Here is a 23,106-nt window from a genome sequence, read left to right on the forward strand (position 1 = left end):
CCAGTGCCCCCGTGCTGGGCCGCGACGATAACGGTTTGCATGAATCCTTGCCACCGGCAGATTCACTCGACAGGATGATAAACGCGTTGGTCACACAGAAAAACAGCACCAAATGTTTGCGTCGAAGAATAACAAGCCCGGACGCTGTCGTTCGGCTTGACGTTGTTCCGTCACTGGTGAATGTGGAGACAAGATGACTGTAGTTCGGGCCGCAATCACCCAGACCGAGTGGACGGGCGATCAGGAGTCGATGATCCAGAAGCACGAGGGATTCGTGCGCACCGCCGCCGAAGCGGGAGTGCAGGTGATCTGCTTCCAGGAGCTGTTCCACGGCCCCTACTTCGGCATTGTGCAGGACGCCACGTACTACGACTACGCGCAGAGCGTGCCGGGACCGCTCGTGGAGCGGTTCCAGAAGCTCGCCGCCGAGCACACGATGGTGATCGTGCTCCCCATCTACGAGGAGGAGCAGCCCGGGGTGCTCTACAACGCGGCCGCCGTCATCGACGCCGACGGCACCTACCTCGGCAAGTACCGCAAGCACCACATCCCCCACCTGCCCCAGTTCTGGGAGAAGTTCTACTTCCGCCCCGGGAACGCCGACTACCCCGTCTTCGACACCATGGTCGGCAAGATCGGCGTCTACATCTGCTACGACCGGCACTTCCCGGAGGGCTGGCGCGTGCTCGGCCTGAACGGCGCCGAGATCGTCTTCAACCCCTCGGCCACCAAGCCCGGCCTCTCGAACCGGCTCTGGGAGCTCGAGCAGCCGGCCGCCGCCGTCGCCAACCAGTACTACATCGGCGCCAACAATCGCATCGGTACCGAGACCGAGGAGTTCGGCGCCGACGCCGTCACCTTCTACGGAAGCTCCTACTTCGTCGACCCGCGCGGCAACTACGTCGGCGAGGTGGCCTCCACCGACACCGAGGAGGTCGTCATCCGCGACCTCGACCTGGGTGTCATCCGAGAGGTGCGCAACTCGTGGCAGTTCTACCGGGACCGCCGTCCTGACTCCTACGGCCCGATCGCCCGGCCGTAGCCAGGGGTGCATCGTGACGATCCTGATCCAGAACGGCACCGTGGTCAGCGCGACCGGCCGGGTGCGGGCGGATGTCCTCATCGACGGCGAGATCATCGTCGCCGTGCTGGCACCGGGCTCGGCCCTCCTCGGGAACGACCTCGCCGCATCCGTCGACCGTGTGATCGACGCCACCGGCAAGTACGTGATCCCCGGCGGCGTCGACGCGCACACCCACATGCAGCTGCCGTTCGGCGGCACCGCGGCCAGCGACACCTTCGAGACCGGCACCCGGGCCGCGGCCTGGGGCGGCACCACCACCATCGTCGACTTCGCGGTGCAGAGCTACGGCCAGCGGGTCTTCGACGGTTTGGCGGCCTGGCACGAGAAGGCGGCCGGCAACTGCGCCATCGACTACGGCTTCCACCAGATCATCGGCGACCTCAACGAGGACTCGCTGCAGGCGATGGACGGGCTGCTGGACGAGGGCATCTCCAGCTTCAAACTGTTCATGGCCTACCCCGGCGTCTTCTACTCGGATGACGCGCAGATCCTGCGCGCCATGCAGAAGTCCGCCGAGACCGGGCTGATGACCATGATGCACGCCGAGAACGGCCCGGCCATCGACGTGCTCGTCACGCAGCTGCTCGCAGAGGGCAAGACCGACCCCTACTACCACGGCGTCGCCCGCGCCTGGCAGCTGGAGGAGGAGGCCACCCACCGCGCGATCATGCTCGCGAACCTCACCGGGGCGCCGCTCTACGTGGTGCACGTGAGCGCCAAGCAGGCCGTGCAGCAGATCGCCGCCGCCCGGGACCACGGCCAGAACGTGTTCGGGGAGACCTGCCCGCAATACCTCTACCTGTCGCTCGAGGAGAATCTCGGGGTACCCGGGTTCGAGGGCGCGAAGTGGGTCTGCTCCACGCCGCTGCGCTCGCGGGCCGAGGGCCACCAGGACCACCTGTGGCAGAGCCTGCGCACCAACGACATCCAGATGGTCTCCACCGACCACTGCCCGTTCTGTATGAAGGGGCAGAAAGAGCTGGGCCTCGGCGACTTCTCGAAGATCCCGAACGGCATCGGCTCGGTCGAGCACCGCCTGGACCTGCTCTACCAGGGCGTCGTCAACGGCCGCATCTCGCTCGAACGCTGGGTGGAGATCACCGCGACCACCCCGGCACGGATGTTCGGGCTGTACGGCAAAAAGGGGGTCATCCAGCCGGGCGCCGACGGCGACATCGTGATCTACGACCCGAACGGCCACACCTCGATCGGCCTGCCCGTCAACGGGAATGGCAAGACCCACCACATGAACATGGACCACTCCGCCTGGGAAGGCTACGAGATCGACGGTCACGTCGACACCGTTCTGTCCCGCGGAAAGGTCATCATCGACGACAACTCCTATCTCGGCTCCACGGGTGACGGCCGGTTCGTCAAGCGCGGCCTGAGCCAGTACCTGATCTAGGCGGGACCCCAGATGGACTTCGGAGCAGTGCTGCAGACCAACCCCCCATCCGCCCGCACCGTGCAACTGGCCAAACTGGCCGAGGCGCACGGCTTCAGCCACGTCTGGACGTTCGACTCGCATCTGCTCTGGCAGGAGCCCTACGTCATCTACAGCCGGATCCTCGCTGAGACGGACAGGATCATCGTCGGACCCATGGTCACGAACCCGGGCACCCGCGACTGGACGGTCACGGCCTCCACCTACGCGACGCTGAACGAGATGTACGGCAACCGCACCATCTGCGGCATCGGCCGCGGGGATTCGGCGGTACGGGTCATCAACGGAACCCCCACCACCCTGAAGACGCTGCGCGAGTCGGTGCATGTGATCCGGGAACTCGCGAACTCCCGGTCGGTCGAATACAACGGCGCGACCCTGCAGTTCCCGTGGAGCCGCGGCTCCACCCTCGACGTGTGGGTGGCGGCCTACGGGCCCCTCGCGCTCAAACTCGCGGGCGAGGTCGGCGACGGTTTCATCCTGCAGATGGCCGATCTCGACGTGGCCGAGTGGATGATCAAGACCGTGCGGGAGGCCGCGGCGAAATCCGGCCGCGACCCGATGGCGGTCAAGTTCTGCGTGGCCGCGCCCATGTACATCGGCGACAATTGGGGCCACATGCGCAACCAGTGCCGCTGGTTCGGCGGCATGGTCGGCAATCACGTGGCTGACATCGTCGCCAAGTACGGCACCGAATCTTCTGTGCCGAAGGCCCTCACCGACTACATCATTGGCCGGCAGGATTACGACTACAACGAGCACGGCCGTCCCGGAAACGCGCACGCCGAATTCGTGCCCGACGAGATCATCGACCGGTTCTGTCTGCTCGGCACCGCGAAGGACCACATCGAGAAGCTCGAGGCCCTGCGCGCCATCGGCGTCGACCAGTTCGCCGGCTACCTGCAACACGACAACAAGGAAGAAACGATGCGCGTCTACGGGGAGACCGTGATCCCGGCGATGACCGAGCCCATCGTGGCAAGGAAATGACCCGATCCAGGTGAATGGTGCAGACTTCAAGCCGATCGAGGTCACACTGAAGGTGGGCGATCCACGACCTCACCATCTCAACGCAGAGAGAAAGAACCCGATATTCGTGAATGACATCACTTCCCCGAGCGCCACGGCCAGCCGCAACGAGCTCGCCTACGACCTTGACCGGGCGCACGTCTTCCACTCCTGGTCGGCCCAGGGGGCCCTCAAACCGCTGGTGATCGCCGGCGGGCAGGGCTCCCGGGTCTGGGATTATGACGGGCGCAGCTATCTGGACTTCTCCAGCCAGCTCGTCAACGTGAACATCGGCCACCAGCATCCGGCCGTCACCGCGGCCATCATCGAGCAGGCCGGTCGGCTCGCCACGGTGGCGCCCTCCACGGCGACCCTGTCCCGCGGCGAGGCCGCTCAGCGCGTCGTCGAACGGGCGCCGGAGGGCTTCAACAAGGTCTTCTTCACCAACGGCGGGGCGGATGCGATCGAGAACGCGATCCGCATGGCGCGCCTGCACACGGGCCGCGACACGGTGCTCTCCACCTACCGCTCGTACCACGGCAACACGGGCGCGGCCATCGTCGCGACCGGCGACTGGCGCCGCATCCCGAATGAGTTCGCCCGCGGGCACGTGCACTTCTTCGGCCCCTACCTCTACCGCAGCGAGTTCTGGGCGACCAGCCCCGAGCAGGAGTCGGAGCGGGCCCTGCGCCACCTCGAGCACGTGATCCAGAGTGAGGGACCCGCCGGCATCGCGGCCGTGCTGCTGGAATCCATCCCCGGCACCGCCGGCGTGCTCGTGCCGCCGCCCGGCTACCTCGCCGGCGTGCGGGCCCTCTGCGACCGGTACGGCATCATGCTGATCCTCGACGAGGTGATGGCCGGCTTCGGCCGCACCGGCAACTGGTTCGCGTTCGACGGCTTCGACGTGGTGCCGGACCTGATCGCTTTCGCGAAGGGCGTCAACTCCGGTTATGTGCCCACCGGCGGTGTGATCATCTCCGACCCCATCGCCCACGACTTCGACACCACGGTCTATCCCGGCGGACTCACCTATAGCGGACATCCGCTGGCGATGGCGTCGATCGTGGCGGCCCTGGATGCCATGAAGAACGAGGGCATCGTGGAGAACGCCGCCCGAATCGGGCGCGACGTGCTCGCGCCCGGGCTCGCCGAACTGGCGGCCAAGCACCCGATCATCGGAGAGGTGCGCGGGGTCGGCGTGTTCTGGGCGATGGAACTCGTCTCCGACCGGGAGACCCGCCAGCCGCTCAGCGGCGCCGTGATGGGCCGGATCAAATCGGAGCTGCTGGCCCGCAACCTGCTGCCGTTCCTGGCCGAGAACCGCATCCACGTGGTGCCGCCCTGCGTCGTCACCGACGCCGAGGTCGCCGAGGCGCTCACTATCTATGACGAGGTCCTCAGCCTCGACCTGCTCGGCTGACGCCCCGCTCACCCTCACCCCGACTCGATGAAGAGAATGAAGAGAGACGAACGCCCATGACCGAACTGCCCCTCATCACCCACTGGGTCGACGGGGCTCCCCTCCGGGGAGCCTCGACCCGCACCGCGCCCGTCTTCAACCCCGCCCTCGGCGCCGTCGCGAAGAACGTGATCCTGGCCAGTGCCACCGACGTCGACACCGCCGTCGCCTCCGCCCACGCCGCCTATCCGCTCTGGCGCGACACATCCCAAGCCAAGCGCCAGGGCGTGATGTTCAACTTCCGCGAGCTGCTGAACGCGCGCAAAGGCGAGCTGGCCGACATCCTCACCGCCGAACACGGCAAGGTCACCTCGGATGCGCTCGGCGAGATCGCGCGCGGCCTCGAGGTCGTCGAGTTCGCGCTCGGCATGCCGCACCTGAGCAAGGGCGAGTACTCCGAGAACGTGTCCACGGGCGTCGACGTCTACACGCTGCGCCAGCCGCTCGGCGTGGTGGGCATCATCAGCCCGTTCAACTTCCCCGCCATGGTGCCCCTCTGGTTCTTCCCGATCGCCATCGCCGCCGGCAACACGGTCGTGCTCAAGCCGAGCGAGAAAGACCCGTCCGCGTCGAACTGGATGGCTGCCCTGATGACCGAGGCCGGCCTGCCCGCCGGTGTGCTCAACGTCCTGCACGGCGACAAGGAAGCCGTCGACGCCCTGCTCGTGCACCCCGACGTGCAGGCGATCTCGTTCGTCGGCTCCACGCCGATCGCGCAGTACATCTACGAGACGGCCGCCCACCACGGCAAGCGCGTGCAGGCCCTCGGCGGCGCGAAGAACCACATGCTCGTGCTGCCCGACGCGGACCTGGACCTGGCCGCGGATGCCGCGGTCAACGCCGGCTTCGGCTCGGCCGGTGAGCGCTGCATGGCAATCAGCGTGGTGGTGGCCGTGGAACCGGTCGCTGACGACCTGGTCGCGAAGATCACCGCACGGCTGAGGGGCCTCAAGGTGGGCGACGGCATGCGCGGATGCGACATGGGACCTCTGATCACGAAGGTACACCGCGACAAGGTGGCCTCCTACATCGACCAAGCCCAGACCGACGGAGCCGAGGTCGTCGTGGACGGCCGCGGCATCGAGGTGGACGGTGACGCGAGCGGATTCTGGCTCGGCCCGACCCTCTTCGACAGGGTCAGCACGGACTCGGACGTCTACCTCGACGAGATCTTCGGCCCGGTGCTCTCCATCGTGCGGGTCGCCAGCTACGCCGAGGGGCTCGACCTGATCAACCGCAGCCGCTACGGCAACGGCACGGCCATCTTCACCAACGACGGCGGTGCGGCCAGACGGTTCCAGAACGAGGTGCAGGTCGGCATGGTCGGCATCAACGTGCCGATCCCGGTGCCCGTGGCCTACCACTCGTTCGGCGGCTGGAAGGACTCCCTGTTCGGCGATGCCAAGGCCTACGGCCCGGCCGGGATCGCCTTCTACACCCGGGAGAAGGCCATCACGAGCCGGTGGCTGGACCCGAGCCACGGCGGCATCAACCTGGGCTTCCCACAGAACGCCTAGGGGATGAGGGAGTGCTTGGCCTGCACGCGGGCGGCCTCGGTGCGGAGCACCTCCAAAACGGTGCGCACGGCGAGGCGCTCGGCCCGGTCGGGGCGCATCAGCGCCACGATCTGGCGTTCGGCGTCCACCCCGCGCAGCGGCTTGAGCACGAGCCGGCCCGGCTGGTCGCCGCCCCAGGTGTACCGGGGCACCAGGGCGATGCCGAGGCCTGCCACGACGAACGCCTCGATCACTCGCAGGTCGGCGAACTGCTGGGCGACAGTGATCTGGCTGCCGGCCTTCTGCTCGATCTGGTGCAGGATGCGCTCGAACGGGTAGCCGGTCGGCGCGCCGATCCAGGTCTCGCCGATGACGTCCGCCGGAGTGATCCACGACCGGGAGGCCAGCCGGTGGTCGGCCGGCACCCCGACGTCGAGCGGCTCGGTCATCAGCGGGACCACCGTCAGGCCCCGACCGCCCCAGGGGAGCTGGCCGCGCAGGCTGTAGGCGAGCACGATGTCGTACTCCGCCGTGAGCGCGGGGAAGTCGCTCAGTTCCGGGTCCTTATCGGTGCAGTTGACGACGAGTCCGGGCACGGCGGCGATGGCCTTCACCGCGCCCGGCAGCAGCATCTCGCCCGCGGTCGGAAACGTGACCAGGCTCACCTCGCCGGTGGCGTCGTTGCGGAACTCGTCCCAGACCGCTCGGGCGCGGGCGAGGGCGACCGCGACATCCGTTGCGCTGCGGGCCAGGGCGCGGCCGGCATCCGTCAGAATGAGGCCGCGACCGCTGCGCTCGGTGAGCGGCAGGCCGGCCTCGCGTTCGAGCACTTTCAGCTGCTGCGAGACAGCGGATGGCGTACGGTGCGTGGCGCGGGCAACCTCAGTGATGCTGTGGCGTTCGGCCAGTTCGCGGAGAAGTTCGAGTCGTTGGACATCCATGTAGTAACGCTACACACTCCGTGCAGAACTATGCGATTGTGCTGCAAGGTTAAAGATGATGGACTATCTACGTCGAACTCGTGCAATGGTGCCTCCGTCTCCCCGACACTCAACCCCATTTCCCGAAAGGTACGACCGTGTTTGTTCTTCTCGCCGTTCTCGTTCTCATCGTCATCTCCTCCGTCGTTGCCGTCGTCGTCGACGTGCACAAGGACGGATTCCGCCGCGTTCCCGAGCGCAAGCTCGTTCGTATCTTCTAGAGCAACGCCTGCTTCAGGTTCACCGACCGGCCGATGGCCTAAAGTTGGTCCTGTGACGGACACACGCCAGCAGCTCATCGCCCACATCTCAGCCGAGGCCGTTTTTCACGGGGACTTCACCCTGACCAGCGGCAAGAAGGCGACGTATTACGTCGACCTGCGCAAGGTCAGCCTCGACCACCGCGTCGCTCCACTGATCGGCCAGGTCATGCTCGACCTGATCGCGCACATCCCGGATGTCACCGCGGTCGGCGGCATGACCATGGGCGCCGACCCGGTGGCGGCGGCCATCCTGCACCAGGGCGTGGCCCGCGGGGCCGCGTATGACGCCTTCGTCGTGCGTAAGGAGCCCAAGGACCACGGCCGGGGCAAGCAGGTCGAGGGACCTGATCTCGCCGGCAAGCGCGTCGTCGTGCTCGAGGACACGTCCACCACGGGCGGTTCGCCCCTGGCGGCGATCGACGCGCTCCTCAAGGTCGGTGCGATCATCGCCGGCGTAGCCGTCGTGGTCGACCGAAACACCGGCGCGCGCGAAGTGATCGAAGCCGCGGGCTACCCCTACTACGCCGCGATCGGCCTTGAGGACCTGGGGCTGAACTAGTGCCCGCAGACGAGGTGCCCGGCGAGGACGGAATGAAGTGGCTGGCATCTCAGCTCGGTGACGGTGCGCGCCCGGCCCTGCCGGATGAATATTCGCCCCGCCAGTCGCCGCGGTGGCCGAGAACCTCCCGCATTGTTCCACCGGCACCCGCCGAGCCGTCGACCCATACCGGCGTCTTCCTCTGGGGGCTCAAGCCGACCTCCCAGCCTGACCCTCGGCTCGCCAAGGGTGCCGCGGCTCGGGCCGCCGCTGCTGCGGCTGGTCCTGCTCCGGCGCCTCCGGCCGCTCCTGTGCCTTCGTCGGGAGCGACGCCTTCGGCTGGAGCGACGCCTTCGTCTGCGGGGCCGGCCAATGTGACAGGAACCGTGCCGATCACGACCGCGGCCCTGTTCGTCCTGACGCCCGCAAACCCGGCGCGTGCTGCTTCCGCAGTCGGTGCCGCTGCTTCCGGTGCTGCTTCGTCTGCCGAGTCGACTGCGGCCGCGTCCTCGTCTGCGGCCGCGTTTTCCGAGCTCCAGCCGGCCGCGTTCGCGCCCTCGGCCGCTGTCAGGTCGGCCGCTTCGTCCGCCGCGCTCACGGCTGACTCGGCCTCGGAACTGACGCCCGCCGAAACACGCTCGGCCTCAGCTTTGCGGCCCACCCCGTGGGCGCCCGACGCGTCGGCACCGGCACCTCTGGCACCCGTCGAGGCTCCCGCGCCCCTGCCGGTGCCCGGCGGGACCGGGCCGGACGAGTCTGACCGGAGCGGCGGCATCCGTTCGGAGAAAGCCGATCTCGCACCGGCGCCGTGGTGGACCACCGTCACGCAGTCACCGCTCGAGCTGACCGCCGAGGAGATTGCGGCCGCCGATCTGCTGGCCGGGCGCACGCCGCCTGCTCCCGACCCCGAGCCGGCCGCGCTGCCGGCTCCGGTCTCCGCCCGCGGCCGTCTTCGCGCACGACTGGCCGCGTCGCTGTCGGTTCCGGCCCCGCTCGCGGGCCAGGCCCGCGACGCCGCCGGGATCGCTGGAGCCGAGGCACGAGTTGCGGCGGGAGCCGCGGCCGTTGTTGCCGCCTCGGGTGCCCCGTTAGCCGCGGCAGCCATCCCGGCGCCGAAGACAGCCGTCCGAGCACCGGACGCCCGTGCAGGCACACGGCTGGCCGAGACGGCGGCGCAGGCCTCGGCTGCGGCCCGCGCCGCGCCCACCGCACCGCCGGCCCACCTGTCCGGCGCGCCCGTGTCCGCCGCCACTGCTTCCCCCGAACCCGCACCAGCCGGGGCGGGGGCCGGTACCCACGCCGGTGCGAGTACTGCTGCCACCACTCCGCGGCCCGCGTCGGGCCCGACGAGTCCGTTCGGCGCGGTATCCCCGCGCCCCTCGTCGGGCACGAACTCCTCGTCGGGCGTGGCCACTCCGGTCGGAGCGAACGGCCGGCGTTCCGCCGTGGACGCGGCGCTGTCCGGTGCCGGTGCCGCGCGGCCTGCCTCGGCCGGTCGCCCGCCCGGAGGCAGCCGCCCCGGCAGACCCCGGCTTCTGATCTGGAGCGTCGGCGGCCTGGTGCTCGTGCTCGCGCTGGCGGCACTGTTCTTCCTCGGGCAGAGCCTGGCCGGCGGCGACCCTGCCCCCGTTGCGGTGGCCACGTCCAGCGCCACACCTGCCCCGAGCGCCACCCCGAGTGCGGCACCGTCGGCGCCGCCCGAGGCCACCGGCCCGCAGCCGGTCGGCGTGCACCAGTGGGACACCCTATTCGGCGGCGAATGTCTGCAGCCGTACGTGACACCCTGGGAAGAGGAGTTCACGGTCGCCGACTGCGCCACCCCGCATGCAGCTCAGCTCGTGTACCGCGGTGTGTTTGCCGGGGATGCCGCCACAGCCTTCCCTGGCGAGGCCGAGCTGGCCGGGCAGATCAACCTGCTCTGCAGCGCGAACGGCGTCATCGACCTGGCCGCGGCCTCGGCCTACGACGACGTGCAGGTGCAGGGTAGTTACCCGATCACCGAGGAACAGTGGTCCGATGGCGGCCGCTCCTACTACTGCTTCGTGAGCCGGGCCTCCGGCGAGCCGATGAACGCGAGCATCGCGGGCCCCGGACCGGGACCCGCCGCATAACCGCTCCGGAGCATCCGTCACCGACGTCTGCCGCCCGGCTGCGACGGGAGCGACCGAACCTAGATCGCGTCGGACTCCACGGGCTCCTTGGAGACCAGCTCGTGCACGCCGGAGAGGATCTCGTCCGGGCGGAACGGGTAGCGGTGCACCTCAGCGTCGTCACTGATGCCGGTCATCACGAGAATGGTGTGCAGCCCGGCCTCGATCCCGGCGATGATGTCGGTGTCCATCCGATCACCGATCATGGCCGTGTTCTCCGAGTGCGCGCCGATCTTGTTCATCGCCGAGCGGAACATCATCGGGTTCGGCTTGCCCACCACATAGGGCTCCATGCCGGTGGCCTTGGTGATCAGGGCCGAGATCGCACCCGTGGCGGGCAGGGGGCCGTCCGAACTGGGGCCGGTCGCATCCGGGTTCGTCGAAATGAAGCGGGCACCGTTCAAGAGCAGTCGGATCGCCTTGGTGATGGCCTCGAACGAGTAGTTGCGGGTTTCGCCCACCACCACGTAGTCCGGGTTCGTCTCGGTCATGATGAAGCCCGCCTCGTGCAGGGCGGTCGTGAGCCCGACCTCACCGATCACGAAGGCGGTGCCGCCGGGTGCCTGGGAGCGGAGGAAGTCGGCCGTCGCCAGCGCGGAGGTCCAGATGCGGTCTTCGGGCACGTTCAGGCCCGAGGCGCGCAGGCGGGCACTGAGGTCCCGGGGGGTGAAGATCGAGTTGTTCGTGAGCACCAGGAACGGCGTGCCGGCGTCGCTCCACTGCTGCAGCAGCTGCGCCGCTCCCGGCAACGGACTGTTTTCATGCACGAGCACGCCATCCATATCGGTGAGCCAGCATTCGATGTCTTCGCGGCGTGTCATTGGGTGCTCCCTCGGTTCGGGAACAAGCCTAGCGGCGCGAGGTTTCCGGACGGTTACGAGGTGAGCCAGATCGACCGGGCCGCCGCAGACGACAGCCGACGGATTCCGCCGCCAGGTAGCCGCACCACGCCGGGTTCGAGAACGGTGAGCCGGGTTCCCGGGCCGACCCGGTGCACGGCAAGGTCGCGCAGGATGTCCGGGTCGCGGTCGCTGATGCGCACGACCTCCCCGACGTGGCCGGGTGCGGCCTCGGCCAGCAGGATGGCGTCCGGCCGGGTCAGGCTGCCGTCTTCGGCCGGGATCGGGTCCCCGTGCGGGTCGGCCGACGGATTCCCGAGCCGGTCGTCGATCGCCGCCAGCAGCCGGTCCGAGATCGAATGCTCGAGCACTTCCGCCTCGTCGTGCACCTCGTGCCAGTCGTAGCCCATCTCCCGCACGAGCCAGGTCTCGATCAACCGGTGCCGGCGCACCACCGCGGTTGCCCGCAGGAAACCGGTCCGGCTCAGGGTGAGCGGCCCGTAGGGGACGTGCTCGATCAGGCCTCCGGCGGCGAGCTTCTTCACCATCTCGGTGACCGACGACGGCGCCACCCCCAGCCGCGCGGCCAGCACCGAAGGCGTGATCGGACTCGGCTGCCATTCGGTGTGCGCGTAGATGGTCTTGAGGTAGTCCTCGGCCGCGGGTGTGGGGTGTTTCATCACGCCCCGGTGAACACGAGCACGAGCAGCACCACGTTCAGGGCCACCAGAAGCAGGGCGCAGACGGCCCCGGCGACCGTCGTGTACCAGCGGTTGGCGTGTTCGCCGAGCACTCCGCGCTGCATGGTGAGCCAGACCAGGGGGATCAGCGCGAACGGGATGCCAAACGACAGGACGACCTGGCTGAGCACCAGGGCCTCGGTCGGGTCGAAACCCACGCCCAGGATCAGCAGCGCGGGAATGAGGGTGACCACGCGGCGCGCCAGCAGCGGCACGCGCACGTGCAGCAGGCCGTGCATGATCTCCGCGCCCGCGTACGCTCCGACCGAGGTGGACGCCAGCCCGGAGGCGAGCAGCCCGACCGCGAACACCGTCGCAATCACGGGCCCGAGGGTTGCCTCGAGGGCGGCGTGGGCGCCCTCGAGCGTATCGGTCCCGGCGACGCCCTGCAGAGCGGATGCCGCAAGCAGCAGGATCGACAGGTTCACCGTGCCGGCGATGGCCATCGCGATGGTGACGTCCCATTTGGTGGCCCAGAGCAGGCGTCGCGTTGCCGGGCCGCCCGCCACGACGGGGAATCGGTCCCGGGTGAGCGCGGAGTGGGCGTAGATGGCGTGCGGCATGATCGTCGCGCCGAGGATGGACGCGGCCAGGAGCACCGAATTCGCGCCCTCGAACCGCGGCACGAGGCCGGCGACGACACTGCCGGCATCCGGCGGAGCGAAGAACACCCCGGCCGCGAAGCCCACGGTGATGATGAGCAGCAGTGCCACGATGACGCGTTCGAAGGTGCGCGGGCCGCGGCGGGTCTGCACCGTGAGCACGATCATCGAGATGACCCCGGTGATCACGCCGCCGGCGAGCAGGGGGAGGCCGAAGAGTAGGTTCAGGGCGACCGCGCCGCCGATGATCTCGGCCAGGTCGGTGGCCATGGCCACCAGTTCCGCCTGCACCCAGTAGAGGCGGCGGGTGAGCGGGCGCCGAATGCGTCGCCCGAGGATTTCCGGCAGACTCGTGCCGGTCACGATGCCGAGCTTGGCCGAGAGGTACTGGATCAGCCAGGCCATCACGTTGCCGGCCACGACCACCCAGACCAGCAGGTAGCCGTAGCGGGCGCCGGCCGTCATGTTGCTGGCGACGTTGCCGGGGTCGAGGTAGGCCACGCCCGCGACGAGGGCAGGGCCGAGCAACCAGAGCAGGTGAGAGGATGCCACGGTGGCGATCTCCGGGACCGGCTTCCTCGCATCCGTGCGCATGTTGTTTTTCGCCACACCGGAAGGATAGGGCAGATTTAGGTGCGCCGAAAGATCAGCGTCTGTTTGGGCGGCTGGGCAAAGCAACGTTTCGGCGCGGTCGTGCGTTTGAGTACGCAAGCAGAGTGAGGAAACGGGTTCATGGTCGGTGGGGCCGAGGCCTACGTGCGGCGGGCCATCCTCAGCGGCTACCTCGACGAGGGCCGGAAACGCACCCCTGTGGAACCGGATCGCCCACCTGGCCTCGCTGAAGCTGAACTGACGCTACTCCTCGCGCAGGTCCTCGGGGATCGTGGTAATGGGCACGGCACTCGTGCCGCGGGTGCGCATCGTCTCGCGGCCGGCCTTGTAGAGCTCGGACAGGATCGGCACGCCCGAGAGCAGCACGATGCCGATGATGAAGAATTCGGAGTACTTCGCCACGAACTCGATCTGGCCCAGCAGAAATCCGACGAGGGTGAGGCCGACACCCCAGGCGAAGGCACCGACCAGGTTGAAGAGCACGAAGGTGCGGTATTTCATCCGGCCGACGCCGGCGGCGACCGGCACGAACGCACGGAACACAGGCAGGAAGCGGGCGATGATGACGGCCTTGCCGCCGTGCTTGGCGAAGAACGCGTTGGTGCGTTCCACGTTCTTTGGGTTGAACAGGCGGTTCTGTTCGCGGGCGAAGACGGCGGGACCGGCCTTGCGACCGATGTAATAGGCAAGCTGGTCGCCGGAGAACGCGGCGATGAAGATGACCAGGCAGGTCACCCAGATCGGGAACGGCACATCCCCGGTGGCGGTGAGCAGTCCCACGGTGAAGAGGAGCGAGTCTCCGGGCAGGAAAGACAAGACGATGAAGCCGGTCTCGACGAAGACGACGCCGGCGACGCCCAGCAGCACGAACGACCCGAACCAGCCGATCAGCCACTCCGAGTCGAGAAAGTCGATACCGAAGAGCGTGGGATGCATGGTGCTGGTTCCTTCCGGGCGGGGTGCGAGCCGGCGAAACGCGAACCCTGCAGGCCAGAGTACCCGACGGCATGCCCGGCACGCCCTGCGGTGCCCGGCGGGATACGGTGGACCGGTGCAAGAACCGCAGAACCCCACGCCCGAACTGTCCACCCACGGCGTCGGACCCTGGGCCGGAGAGTGGCCCGAGGAGTCGTTCTACGACCGCGAGCTGCTCGAGCGAGGCGACACGCGCAACGTGATCGACCGCTACCGCTACTGGAGCATGGCCGCGATCGTCGCCGACCTCGACGAGAAGCGGCATCCGTTTCACGTCGCCATCGAGAACTGGCAGCACGACATGAACATCGGCTCGATCGTGCGCAGCGCCAACGCGTTCGCCGCCGACACGGTGCACATCATCGGGCGCAAGCGGTGGAACAAGCGCGGGGCCATGGTCACCGACCGGTACCAGCACGTGTTGCACCACCCGGATGTCGCATCCTTCGTCGAGTGGGCCGCCGCCGAGACCGTGCCGATCATCGCCATCGACAACGTGCCCGGCAGCGTGATCATCGAAACCTTCCGCTTCCCCGAGCGCTGCGTGCTCCTGTTCGGGCAGGAGGGTCCCGGCCTCTCTCCCGAAGCGATCGAGGCAGCGGATGCCGTCGTCGAGATCAGCCAGTTCGGCTCCACCCGCTCGCTCAACGCGTCGGCCGCCGCGGCCGTCACCATGCACAACTGGGTGTTGCAGCACCGGTTCTGAGCGGGCATTTCACCACCCGCCGATCCCTCCACAATCACGGCCTGATCGGGTCATCCACAGGGTGCCTGTGGGTGGGCGGATGCCGCGGGCAATGTCGGTGGGTGCCCGTAGCGTGTGTGTCATGAAGCCCTCATTCATCGAAGAGCAGGAGGCCCTCGGGGAGTATTTCGAGGCGATCGCGGCGGCCGAACGGGCTATCGCCGGCGCCTGCGCCCGGCGGGCGGAGCTGGTCGAGGCGGGGCGCCGCTTCGGGCAGGCCCGGGCGAACGCGGCGGCGGTGATGCTCGCGGCGTTGAGCCTGCAGGGGCCGGGGGAGGAACGCACCCTGACGCAGCTCACGGCGGATGTGTTCGCCGACATCATCCTCGACGGGGTCACCCCGTCCGGCCTCGGCACGGGCATCCGGGGTGCGGTGACGGTGACGGTGACCGTGCCGGTGCTGACTCTGATGGGGTTGAGTGAGGAGCCGGGGTTCCTGGAGGGGTATGGTCCGATCGACCCGGACACGGCCCGGCAGCTCGCGGCCGGGGCGCCGAGTTTCACCCGGATCCTGGTGCACCCGGAGACGGGGGCGGTGCTGTCGGTCGGCCGGGACCGGTACACGGTGCCGGAAGACCTGAAACGGTTCCTCCGGGTGCGAGATAAGACCTGCCGGTTCCCCGGCTGCAACCGGTCGGCGGCGCATTGCGATCTGGACCATTCCCTGGATTGGCAGTTCGACGGGCTGACCGCGCACGACAACCTCGCGCACCTGTGCCTGGCGTGTCATGCGTTGAAGAGCGAGACCGGGTGGCAGGTGTTGCACCATCGGTGATGGCACCCTTGAGTGGACGTCGCCGACCGGGCGCACGTTCGTGAGTGAGCCGGCCACGGTCATCCGCACGGCGTCGCCTGTGCCGAGACCCGCACCGGAACCGCGCACGCCCGATCCCGATCCCGAGCCCGACCCGGCGCCGTACTAACGGTCGGCTCGCCCGGCCGCAGATCCAGAACTCAGTCCCGACCCCAGCGGCTCAGTCGGTGCTTTGAGGGGCTAGCGTTGGGTCATGACTGCGATCACTGACGATCTGCCCGCCCGCCTCCTTCACGAAGAGCACGATGGGTGGCAGGCGATTCTCGCCGGCCGCGGCGGAGACTATTACCGGCGAACGATGACCGCGGACGGACTGCTGATCCTGCCGGGCAGGATCGTCACCCGCGACGAAGCGATCGCCTTCTTCAAGGAGATGCCCGCCATCACGAGCTACCAGCTGCGCGAGCCGGCCGTGGTGCGTCAGAACGAACACGCCGGGGTGCTCGTCTACCGGCTCCTGGCCCACCGCGGAGACGAGGTGATCGAGGCGAACGCGGCCACGACCTACGTATTCGCTGACGGCGGCTGGTGCGTCGCGACGCACCAGCAGACCGCCCTGTAACGGCAGAGAGGGGCAGTTTTTCCGCTCCGTTGCGGGCCGTCCCGGCAGGGTTGTGAACGCCGGAGCCCGGGGATACCGTGGCTGTCAAACTGCCACAGAAGGGACTCCGGCCATGGCTGATTTCAGTAATGAGGGACTAGCGGACCTGTACCGTCGATCCGGTTCGGTGTCGAGTGCCTACGTTGACGTGACCCAGGATGCGCAGAACCCCCGGCGCACCTCCTCCCTGCGCCAACGCACACTGCGGGAGGCGCTGACCGACGCCGGTGCCCCGGAGATCGACATCAGCACCATCATCGAGCTGATTGAGGAGCCGCCGGGCGTGGGCGGTCCGATGGGCCGGCTGATGTTCGTGCGGCAGGGCGTGGTCGAATTCAACGAGGTGCTCTCGGGGGAGCCGCTCGGCGAGTTGCTGGTCTCCTACGGGCCGGTGCCCGCTCTGATCCCCCTGCTGATCCACCGCCCGCGGGACCTCAGCTACGTGGTGGCCGAGGCCGGGCGCGACGGCGGCGAGGTCACCCTCTACCGGCTCAGCCGCTCGCACCCGGTCTCCAAGGTGAAGGTGGAGGGCGACACGGAGTTTCTCACGAAGGTGGGTTCCGAAGACGACTTCCTCGCGAACGGGCGCTATCAGCACCACACCGAGGAGGTGTGGAAGCGCAACGAGGGCCAGATCTCCGCCGCGATCGACGAGGTCGTGCGGGACAGTAAGGCCGAGCTGCTCGTGCTCACCGGCGACGTGCGTGCCCGCCAGTTGCTCGTCGACCAGCTCTCTCCCGCAAGCCGCGCGGTGCTGCACGTCGTTCCCACGAACACCCGCCCGGGTGGTGCCACGCAGGAGGAACTCGAAGGTGACCTCAATCGCCACCTCGCGGCGATTCTCGCGCAGGAGGAGCACGACGCCCTCGAGCGGCTGGGGACGGGACAGGGCAGCGGCCTCTCCGAGCTCGACTTCGCGGCCGTAGTGCGGGCCATGCAGCAGGGCCAGGTCGATGTGCTGATGCTGGCCCCGGACCGGATGACGGGGACGACTCTGATCGCCCTCGACCGCGAGCCGTGGCTGGCAGCCACCTCGGCCGATGCCCTCGGCGCAAGTGAGCTCGGATCGGTGCCGGCCGCCGACGCGCTGATCCGTGCGGCGATGCTGACGGATGCGCGGGTGATGGTGGTGTCTCCCGGAGAGCTTCCGGCGGAGACGAGCGCCGCCGCTCTGCTGCGCTGGTCGACCCTCCCGGCCTCGGCCGAAGCTCCCACCCCCGCGGAGGCCGAGCTCGCGAAGCTTCCCAGCCGCGGCGACGCGGTGACATTCCCGCGTCGTCGCGCAGCATCCGGTACTCCGGAGTCTTAGCCGCGGCCAGAACGGCGTTCGCTGTGGCGAAGGCCACGGTGCCGTCCGGGCGGCACCCGGGGCGCGCAGGCCTGAGCCGTGGCACGCGGCACGTCGATCTCTCGTTCTATACTGACTAGTCAGTACAAACGAGAGGATCGACGTGCAGTCGACAGTAAGGGCGCACGACCTGGCCCTGCGATTCAAGCGGGGCTCGGTTTACGGGCCCCTGAGCTTTGAGGCCGGCACCGGCCTCACCGTGCTCTGCGGCCCCACCGGCAGCGGCCGGACCAGCCTGATGCTGACCCTGGCCGGTCGCATGAAGCCGAGCGAGGGAACCCTCGAGGTGCTCGGCCACGAGCTGCCCCGCCGGGCCCGCCGGGTGCAGAAGCGCACCGGCATCTCGGGCTTCCACGAAATCGACACCCTCGAGGAATCGGTCACCGTCGGCGCCGCAATCCGTGAGCGCACGGCCTGGATCTCTCCCTGGTGGGCGTTCATCCGCTCGGTCGACGACACCGAGGTGCGCCGCGTCTGCGCCCCCGTGTTCGGCGGAGTGCCGATTCCGGCTGCCGACACCGTGATCTGGGACCTCAATGAGGTGCAGACCGTGCTGCTGCGGGCCGCGCTCGCGGTCATGAACGAGCCGAGCATCCTCTTCTTCGACCAGGTCGAGCAGGTGCACGCACCGGAGTCCCGGCGCATCCTCTGGCAGCGCCTCGCCTGTGTCGCCGCCGCCGGAACCAGCGTGATCGCGTCCGCGACCGCGCCCGAAACCGAGATGTGGGCCGAGCTCGGCATCGACCCGACCGTTGTCATGATGATCAAGGCTGGGATGACCCCGTCCGTTCCACTGAATCAGGAGACCCGCTGAATGTTCGCCTTCCTCTCCTCCGGCACCGAGCTGCACCGCTTCGGCAAGGGCAAGATGCCCAAGATCGCCCTCGTCGTGCTCATGTTCATCCCGCTCATCTACGGGGCGCTCTACCTCTGGGCCTTCTGGGCGCCCGACCACGAACTCGACCACCTGCCCGTGGCGCTGGTCAACGGAGACACCGGCGCCAGCCGGGACGGTGAACCGGTCACCGCCGGCCAGGATCTGGTTGACGAGCTGGTCGACGGCCACGAGCTCGGCTGGATCGTGACGAACGGGACGGATGCCGCCGCGGGCGTCAGGGACGGCGACTACTACTTCTCGGTCACCATCCCGAGCGACTTCTCGGCCAGCGCCGTCTCCGCCGGCACCGACACCCCGCTTTCGGCCACCGTGCAGGTCGACTACAACGACAGCAACAGTTTCCTCGCCACCACCATGGGCAAGCAGGCCATGGTTCAACTGCGGGACGCGGTCGCCACCGAGATCGGCGACCAGACCGTCAATGCGCTCCTGGTGGGGGTTAACGAGGCCGGTGACGGCATCCGTTCGGCAGCGGATGGCGCCGGCCGGCTGTTCGACGGGCTCACCACAGCGTCGGCCGGGACCGGCTCCCTCCTGGTCGGCCTCGATGCCCTTGCCGAGGGAGCGCTCACCCTCGACGACGACGGCGTCGCGCGCCTCACCGACGGCGCCGGCACCCTGGCGACCGGACTGGACACGCTGTCCGACGGCGCCCGGGCGCTCGCCAGCTCCTCGGTGACCCTCTCCGACGGCACCGTGCAGGTGTCCGAGGGGCTGCAGGCCGCCGCCGCGGGGGCCGCGACCCTGTCCGAGAAGTCGGTGGGACTCGCCGACGGCGCCGACCGGATCGCCGACGGAACCGTTACCCTCGCCGGCGGCACCGCCTCGGTGTCGACCGGACTGAAGGACCTGCTCCTGCAGATGCAGGCGGCACCGGCAGGCACCCCGGTGTCGGCGTTCCTGCCGGCCGTGGAGCAGCTCGGCGCCGGCGCCGCCACCGTGAACACGGGCGCTCAGGGGGCGCTCACGCAGACCCAGACCTATGCCGGACTCAGCGCCCAGTTCTCCGCCGGGACTCAGGAACTCTCCGGCAGGCTGACCGCCGGGGCACCCGGCGCCGCCGAGGTCGCCACCGGTGCCGGGCAGCTCGCGGCCGGCGCGGCGTCCTTGGCGGACGGGGCCGGAACCGCGGCCTCCGGTGCTCACGCACTCTCCGCGGGGAGCACGGAACTCGCGGCGGGCACGGCGGCCCTGGTCGGTGGAACCAGCGAGCTCGCCGCCGGCGGTTCGAGCCTGAATACCGGCGCCGCCGAACTCGCCACCGGCAGCGGCACCCTCTCCGACGCCCTCGCCGAGGGCGGGCAGAGCGCCCCGGACCTCTCCGCCGACCAGATCGCAGCGAAGACGGCCGTGATCGCCAGCCCGGTCACGCTCGTGCAGAAGTGGGAGAACGCCTCCGGTAGCTTCGGCGAGGGGTTCGCACCCTTCTTCCTGGCCCTGGCCACCTTCGTCGGCGGGCTGATCACCTGGCTGATCCTGCGGGCGCTGCCCACCCGGGCCCTCGCCAGCGCCGCCTCCGGCCTGCGATCGACCATGACCGGCTTCCTGCCGGCGATGGCCATCGGGCTCGCCCAGGTCGTGATCATGGTGCTTGTGCTGGTCTACGGGATCGGCCTGCAGCCCGAACACTGGCTCGGGATGAGCGCGTTCCTCTACCTGACGACGCTCGCCTTCCTGGCCCTGCAGCAAATGTTCATTATCCTGCTCGGCACCGCGGCGGGCCGGGTGGTCAGCCTCGTGCTGCTCATGCTGCAGCTGAGCTCGTCGGGCGGGACCTACCCGGTGGAGACCACGCCTGTGTTCTTCCAGGTGCTGCATCCGTTCATGCCGGCGTCGTACGTCGTGACCGGGCTGCGCGAACTGATCACCGGCGGCATCGACTCTAGACTGTGGGTTTCGGTAGTCGTTCTCGCCGTCATGCTGGTCGGCTCGATCGCGATCAGCGCCTGGAGCGCCGGCCGCCAGCGGATCTGGACCGTGGGCCGGCTGCACCCCGAACTGACCATCTAGAGCGGTCCCGGCCGGCACCGAACCTGCCGGCACCGAACCTGCCCGTGGAAAGGAACTCCAATGGCACGCGCCACCGGAACGAAACGCGCCATCCTCGACGCCACGCTGGAGCTGGCCGCGACCAGGGGCATCAGCGGCACCACGATGGATGAGGTCGCCGAGCGGGCCGGGGTGGCCAAGGGCAGCCTGTATTACAACTTCAGCTCCAAAGACAAACTGTTCGAGGAACTGCTGCAGGAGGGGGTCGGCGCGCTCGCCGAGACCCTCCGCCAATCGTCGGCCGGTCTGCACGGCAGCGCGGCCCTCGAGGCGCTGGTGCACGCGCTGCTCGACCGGATCGCGGCGAACACAGCACTGTCCAAGCTGATGGCGGCGGAGATCTTCCGCACCGACCGCACCTGGCAGAAGACGCTCTTTGCGCTGCGGCACGAGGCCCTCGCCGTGTTCGCCGACGCGATCGCGGAGGCGAAACCGGGCAGCCGTGCCGACGCGACCTGCGGCCTGATGGCATCGAGCGTGTTCGGCGCCGTGCTGATGGCGGGCCTGGAATGGCTCGTTTTCGAACCGGACCGGCCGCGGGACGAGGTCGCCGCGGCCATCCTCGGTTCCCTCTCCGGCGGCCTGTTCGGCGAGGAGCGGTCCGGGCCTTGTTAGGATCGAGTGTGACCGGCGACAATTTGATTGAACAGCCCGAGACCCTTCTTCCCGCGGAACCGGAGGTGATCGAGGCGCTCCGCCGAGCCGAAAGCGGCAGCATTTCCGGCGTGGTGGAGGCTCATCCGACGTCCTCCCTGGCGTGGGCCGTGCTGGCCGACGCCACGCACCTCGAGGGTCGAACCCTGGAGTCGTATGCCTATGCGCGCGTGGGCTACCACCGCGGTCTCGACGCGCTCCGCAAGGCAGGCTGGCACGGCCAGGGCCCGGTGCGCTGGACCCACGAACCCAATCGCGGAGTCCTGCGGGCGCTCTACGCGCTGCGCCGGGCCGCGGGCGAGATCAATGAACAGAACGAGTTCGAGCGTCTCACCACCTTCCTGAACGGCGCCGATCCCACGGTGATTAGCCGCCTTGATCAGGAAACCATCACGCCGGACGGCTATCGGGCCACCGACCCGGCCCCGCCGACCGAGGCGTTCTTTATCCGAGGAGAAAACTAAATGCCAGCGATCGTTCTGATCGGAGCCCAGTGGGGCGACGAGGGTAAGGGCAAGGCCACCGACCTCCTCGGCAGCCGGGTTGACTACGTGGTCAAATTCAACGGCGGAAACAACGCCGGCCACACCGTGGTCATCGGCACCGAGAAGTACGCGCTGCACCTGCTCCCGTCGGGCATCCTCACCTCCGGTGTCACGCCGATCATCGCCAACGGCGTGGTCGTCGATATCGAGGTGCTTTTCGAAGAACTTGACGCGCTGATCTCCCGCGGCGTAGACGTGTCCGGGCTCAAGGTGAGCGCCAACGCTCACATCATCACCCAGTACCACCGCACGGTCGACAAGGTCACCGAGCGTTTCCTCGGCAAGCGCCAGATCGGTACCACCGGCCGTGGCATCGGCCCGACCTACGCCGACAAGATCAACCGCGTCGGCATCCGCGTGCAGGACCTGTTCGACGAGAACATTCTGCGCCAGAAGGTCGAGGGTGCCCTGGCCCAGAAGAACCACCTGCTGGTCAAGGTCTACAACCGTCGCGCGATCACGGTCGACGAAATTGTCGAGGACCTGCTCAGCTACGCCGAGCGCCTGCGCCCGATGGTCGCCGACACCGCCCTGCTGCTGCACGAGGCCCTCACCGCCGGAAAGACCGTGCTCTTCGAGGGCGGCCAGGCCACGATGCTGGATGTCGACCACGGCACCTACCCGTTCGTCACCTCCTCGAACGCGACCTCCGGCGGCGCTGTGACCGGCTCGGGCATCGGCCCGAACCGGATCGACCGGATCATCGCCGTCGTCAAGGCGTACACGACCCGCGTCGGCGCAGGCCCGTTCCCGACCGAATTGTTCGACGAGTCGGGCGAGTTCCTGCGCGCCAACGGCTTCGAGTTCGGCACCACCACGGGGCGCCCGCGCCGCTGCGGCTGGTACGACGCGCCCGTCGCCCGTTACACGGCCCGCATCAACGGGGTGACCGACTTCGTGCTGACCAAGCTCGACGTGCTGACCGGCCTGGACACGATTCCCGTCTGCGTCGCGTACAGCGTCGACGGCGTGCGCTTCGACGAGGTGCCCGTGTCGCAGTCCGACTTCCATCACGCGAAGCCCATCTTCGAGCACTTCCCCGGCTGGACCGATGACATCACGGGCGCGCGCACCTTCGAGGACTTGCCGCGGAACGCGCAGGCCTACGTGCTCGCGATCGAGAAGATGAGCGGCGCCCGCATCTCGGCGATCGGCGTCGGTCCCGGCCGCGAGGAGATCATCTCGCGCCACGATCTCGTCGACTGAGGTAGCGCGGCTGCGAGCTGCGAGCTGCGAGCTGCGAGCTGCGGGCTGCGGGC

General features: G+C 68.6%; 22 protein-coding genes. 17 read left to right on the forward strand and 5 right to left on the reverse strand.

Annotation, left to right across the window (positions count from 1 at the left end):
• Positions 1-193: 193 nt before the first annotated feature.
• From E3O62_RS11535 to E3O62_RS11555, 5 genes are all read left to right on the forward strand, one after another.
• On the forward strand, positions 194-1,042 hold the full coding sequence (locus tag E3O62_RS11535; RefSeq protein WP_134393637.1) for a nitrilase-related carbon-nitrogen hydrolase: 849 nt from the start codon (positions 194-196) through the stop codon (positions 1,040-1,042).
• Between the two features lie 10 nt (positions 1,043-1,052).
• Positions 1,053-2,489 carry a dihydropyrimidinase gene (gene hydA, locus E3O62_RS11540; protein WP_134398622.1) on the forward strand — a complete coding sequence of 479 codons (1,437 nt, stop codon included), beginning with the start codon at positions 1,053-1,055 and terminating at the stop codon, positions 2,487-2,489.
• A 12-nt stretch (positions 2,490-2,501) separates the two neighbouring features.
• Positions 2,502-3,518 carry a TIGR03842 family LLM class F420-dependent oxidoreductase gene (locus E3O62_RS11545; RefSeq protein ID WP_134398586.1) on the forward strand — a complete coding sequence of 339 codons (1,017 nt, stop codon included), beginning with the start codon at positions 2,502-2,504 and terminating at the stop codon, positions 3,516-3,518.
• A gap of 106 nt (positions 3,519-3,624) precedes the next feature.
• Entirely contained in the window at positions 3,625-4,959 is a 1,335-nt protein-coding gene (locus E3O62_RS11550) for an aspartate aminotransferase family protein (protein ID WP_241973454.1), read from the forward strand.
• 56 nt (positions 4,960-5,015) lie between these two features.
• A complete protein-coding gene (locus tag E3O62_RS11555; protein WP_134398587.1) occupies positions 5,016-6,515 on the forward strand; it encodes a CoA-acylating methylmalonate-semialdehyde dehydrogenase in 1,500 nt (499 codons plus the stop codon).
• On the opposite strand, the gene E3O62_RS11560 is transcribed toward E3O62_RS11555, so the two are convergent.
• Positions 6,512-7,435: a LysR family transcriptional regulator gene (locus tag E3O62_RS11560; RefSeq protein ID WP_134398588.1), complete on the reverse strand. Its 924-nt coding sequence runs from the start codon at positions 7,433-7,435 to the stop codon at positions 6,512-6,514. The genes E3O62_RS11555 and E3O62_RS11560 overlap by 4 nt on opposite strands.
• A gap of 137 nt (positions 7,436-7,572) precedes the next feature.
• Here E3O62_RS11560 and E3O62_RS17350 point away from each other — a divergent pair, with 137 nt between their 5' ends.
• The 3 genes from E3O62_RS17350 to E3O62_RS11570 all read left to right on the forward strand — a co-directional run bounded on the left by E3O62_RS17350 (position 7,573) and on the right by E3O62_RS11570 (position 10,386).
• Complete coding sequence (locus E3O62_RS17350) at positions 7,573-7,695, forward strand: hypothetical protein (protein WP_255408580.1); 123 nt, start codon at positions 7,573-7,575, stop codon at positions 7,693-7,695.
• A gap of 52 nt (positions 7,696-7,747) precedes the next feature.
• Positions 7,748-8,296: an orotate phosphoribosyltransferase gene (pyrE, locus tag E3O62_RS11565; protein WP_104170664.1), complete on the forward strand. Its 549-nt coding sequence runs from the start codon at positions 7,748-7,750 to the stop codon at positions 8,294-8,296.
• Positions 8,297-8,661: 365 nt separating this feature from the next.
• Positions 8,662-10,386: a hypothetical protein gene (locus E3O62_RS11570; protein ID WP_134398589.1), complete on the forward strand. Its 1,725-nt coding sequence runs from the start codon at positions 8,662-8,664 to the stop codon at positions 10,384-10,386.
• A 59-nt stretch (positions 10,387-10,445) separates the two neighbouring features.
• Here E3O62_RS11570 and E3O62_RS11575 read toward each other — a convergent pair whose 3' ends face one another.
• The 4 genes from E3O62_RS11575 to E3O62_RS11590 all read right to left on the reverse strand — a co-directional run bounded on the left by E3O62_RS11575 (position 10,446) and on the right by E3O62_RS11590 (position 14,154).
• Positions 10,446-11,246 carry an HAD-IIA family hydrolase gene (locus E3O62_RS11575; RefSeq protein ID WP_134393873.1) on the reverse strand — a complete coding sequence of 267 codons (801 nt, stop codon included), beginning with the start codon at positions 11,244-11,246 and terminating at the stop codon, positions 10,446-10,448.
• A gap of 53 nt (positions 11,247-11,299) precedes the next feature.
• Positions 11,300-11,944 carry a metal-dependent transcriptional regulator gene (locus tag E3O62_RS11580; RefSeq protein WP_134398590.1) on the reverse strand — a complete coding sequence of 215 codons (645 nt, stop codon included), beginning with the start codon at positions 11,942-11,944 and terminating at the stop codon, positions 11,300-11,302.
• Complete coding sequence (locus E3O62_RS11585) at positions 11,944-13,200, reverse strand: Nramp family divalent metal transporter (protein ID WP_134393954.1); 1,257 nt, start codon at positions 13,198-13,200, stop codon at positions 11,944-11,946. The genes E3O62_RS11580 and E3O62_RS11585 overlap by 1 nt, the downstream gene beginning before the upstream one ends.
• 261 nt (positions 13,201-13,461) lie before the next feature.
• Positions 13,462-14,154: a DedA family protein gene (locus E3O62_RS11590; protein WP_134393871.1), complete on the reverse strand. Its 693-nt coding sequence runs from the start codon at positions 14,152-14,154 to the stop codon at positions 13,462-13,464.
• A 115-nt stretch (positions 14,155-14,269) separates the two neighbouring features.
• On the opposite strand from E3O62_RS11590, the gene E3O62_RS11595 reads away from it, so the two are divergent.
• The 9 genes from E3O62_RS11595 (at position 14,270) to E3O62_RS11635 (ending at position 23,053) form a co-directional block, all read left to right on the forward strand.
• Positions 14,270-14,899 carry an RNA methyltransferase gene (locus E3O62_RS11595; RefSeq protein WP_134393870.1) on the forward strand — a complete coding sequence of 210 codons (630 nt, stop codon included), beginning with the start codon at positions 14,270-14,272 and terminating at the stop codon, positions 14,897-14,899.
• Between the two features lie 121 nt (positions 14,900-15,020).
• Positions 15,021-15,713: an HNH endonuclease signature motif containing protein gene (locus E3O62_RS11600; protein WP_370448921.1), complete on the forward strand. Its 693-nt coding sequence runs from the start codon at positions 15,021-15,023 to the stop codon at positions 15,711-15,713.
• Positions 15,714-15,945: 232 nt separating this feature from the next.
• Complete coding sequence (locus E3O62_RS11605) at positions 15,946-16,314, forward strand: DUF4440 domain-containing protein (protein WP_134395911.1); 369 nt, start codon at positions 15,946-15,948, stop codon at positions 16,312-16,314.
• Between the two features lie 112 nt (positions 16,315-16,426).
• On the forward strand, positions 16,427-17,662 hold the full coding sequence (locus tag E3O62_RS11610) for a hypothetical protein (RefSeq protein WP_134398592.1): 1,236 nt from the start codon (positions 16,427-16,429) through the stop codon (positions 17,660-17,662).
• 142 nt (positions 17,663-17,804) lie between these two features.
• A complete protein-coding gene (locus E3O62_RS11615; protein ID WP_134398593.1) occupies positions 17,805-18,515 on the forward strand; it encodes an ATP-binding cassette domain-containing protein in 711 nt (236 codons plus the stop codon).
• Positions 18,516-20,609 (forward strand): YhgE/Pip family protein, encoded by a 2,094-nt coding sequence (locus E3O62_RS11620; protein WP_134398594.1) that lies wholly within the window; start codon positions 18,516-18,518, stop codon positions 20,607-20,609.
• Positions 20,610-20,669: 60 nt separating this feature from the next.
• A complete protein-coding gene (locus tag E3O62_RS11625; protein WP_134398595.1) occupies positions 20,670-21,263 on the forward strand; it encodes a TetR/AcrR family transcriptional regulator in 594 nt (197 codons plus the stop codon).
• Positions 21,264-21,271: 8 nt separating this feature from the next.
• Positions 21,272-21,766 carry a DUF3151 domain-containing protein gene (locus E3O62_RS11630; protein ID WP_241973455.1) on the forward strand — a complete coding sequence of 165 codons (495 nt, stop codon included), beginning with the start codon at positions 21,272-21,274 and terminating at the stop codon, positions 21,764-21,766.
• Positions 21,767-23,053, forward strand: a complete 1,287-nt coding sequence (locus E3O62_RS11635) for an adenylosuccinate synthase (protein ID WP_134398596.1) — start codon at positions 21,767-21,769, stop codon at positions 23,051-23,053.
• The last annotated feature ends 53 nt before the right edge of the window (positions 23,054-23,106 follow it).

Source organism: Cryobacterium sp. TMT2-15-1, assembly GCF_004402345.1.
GTDB classification, from domain to species: domain Bacteria; phylum Actinomycetota; class Actinomycetes; order Actinomycetales; family Microbacteriaceae; genus Cryobacterium; species Cryobacterium sandaracinum.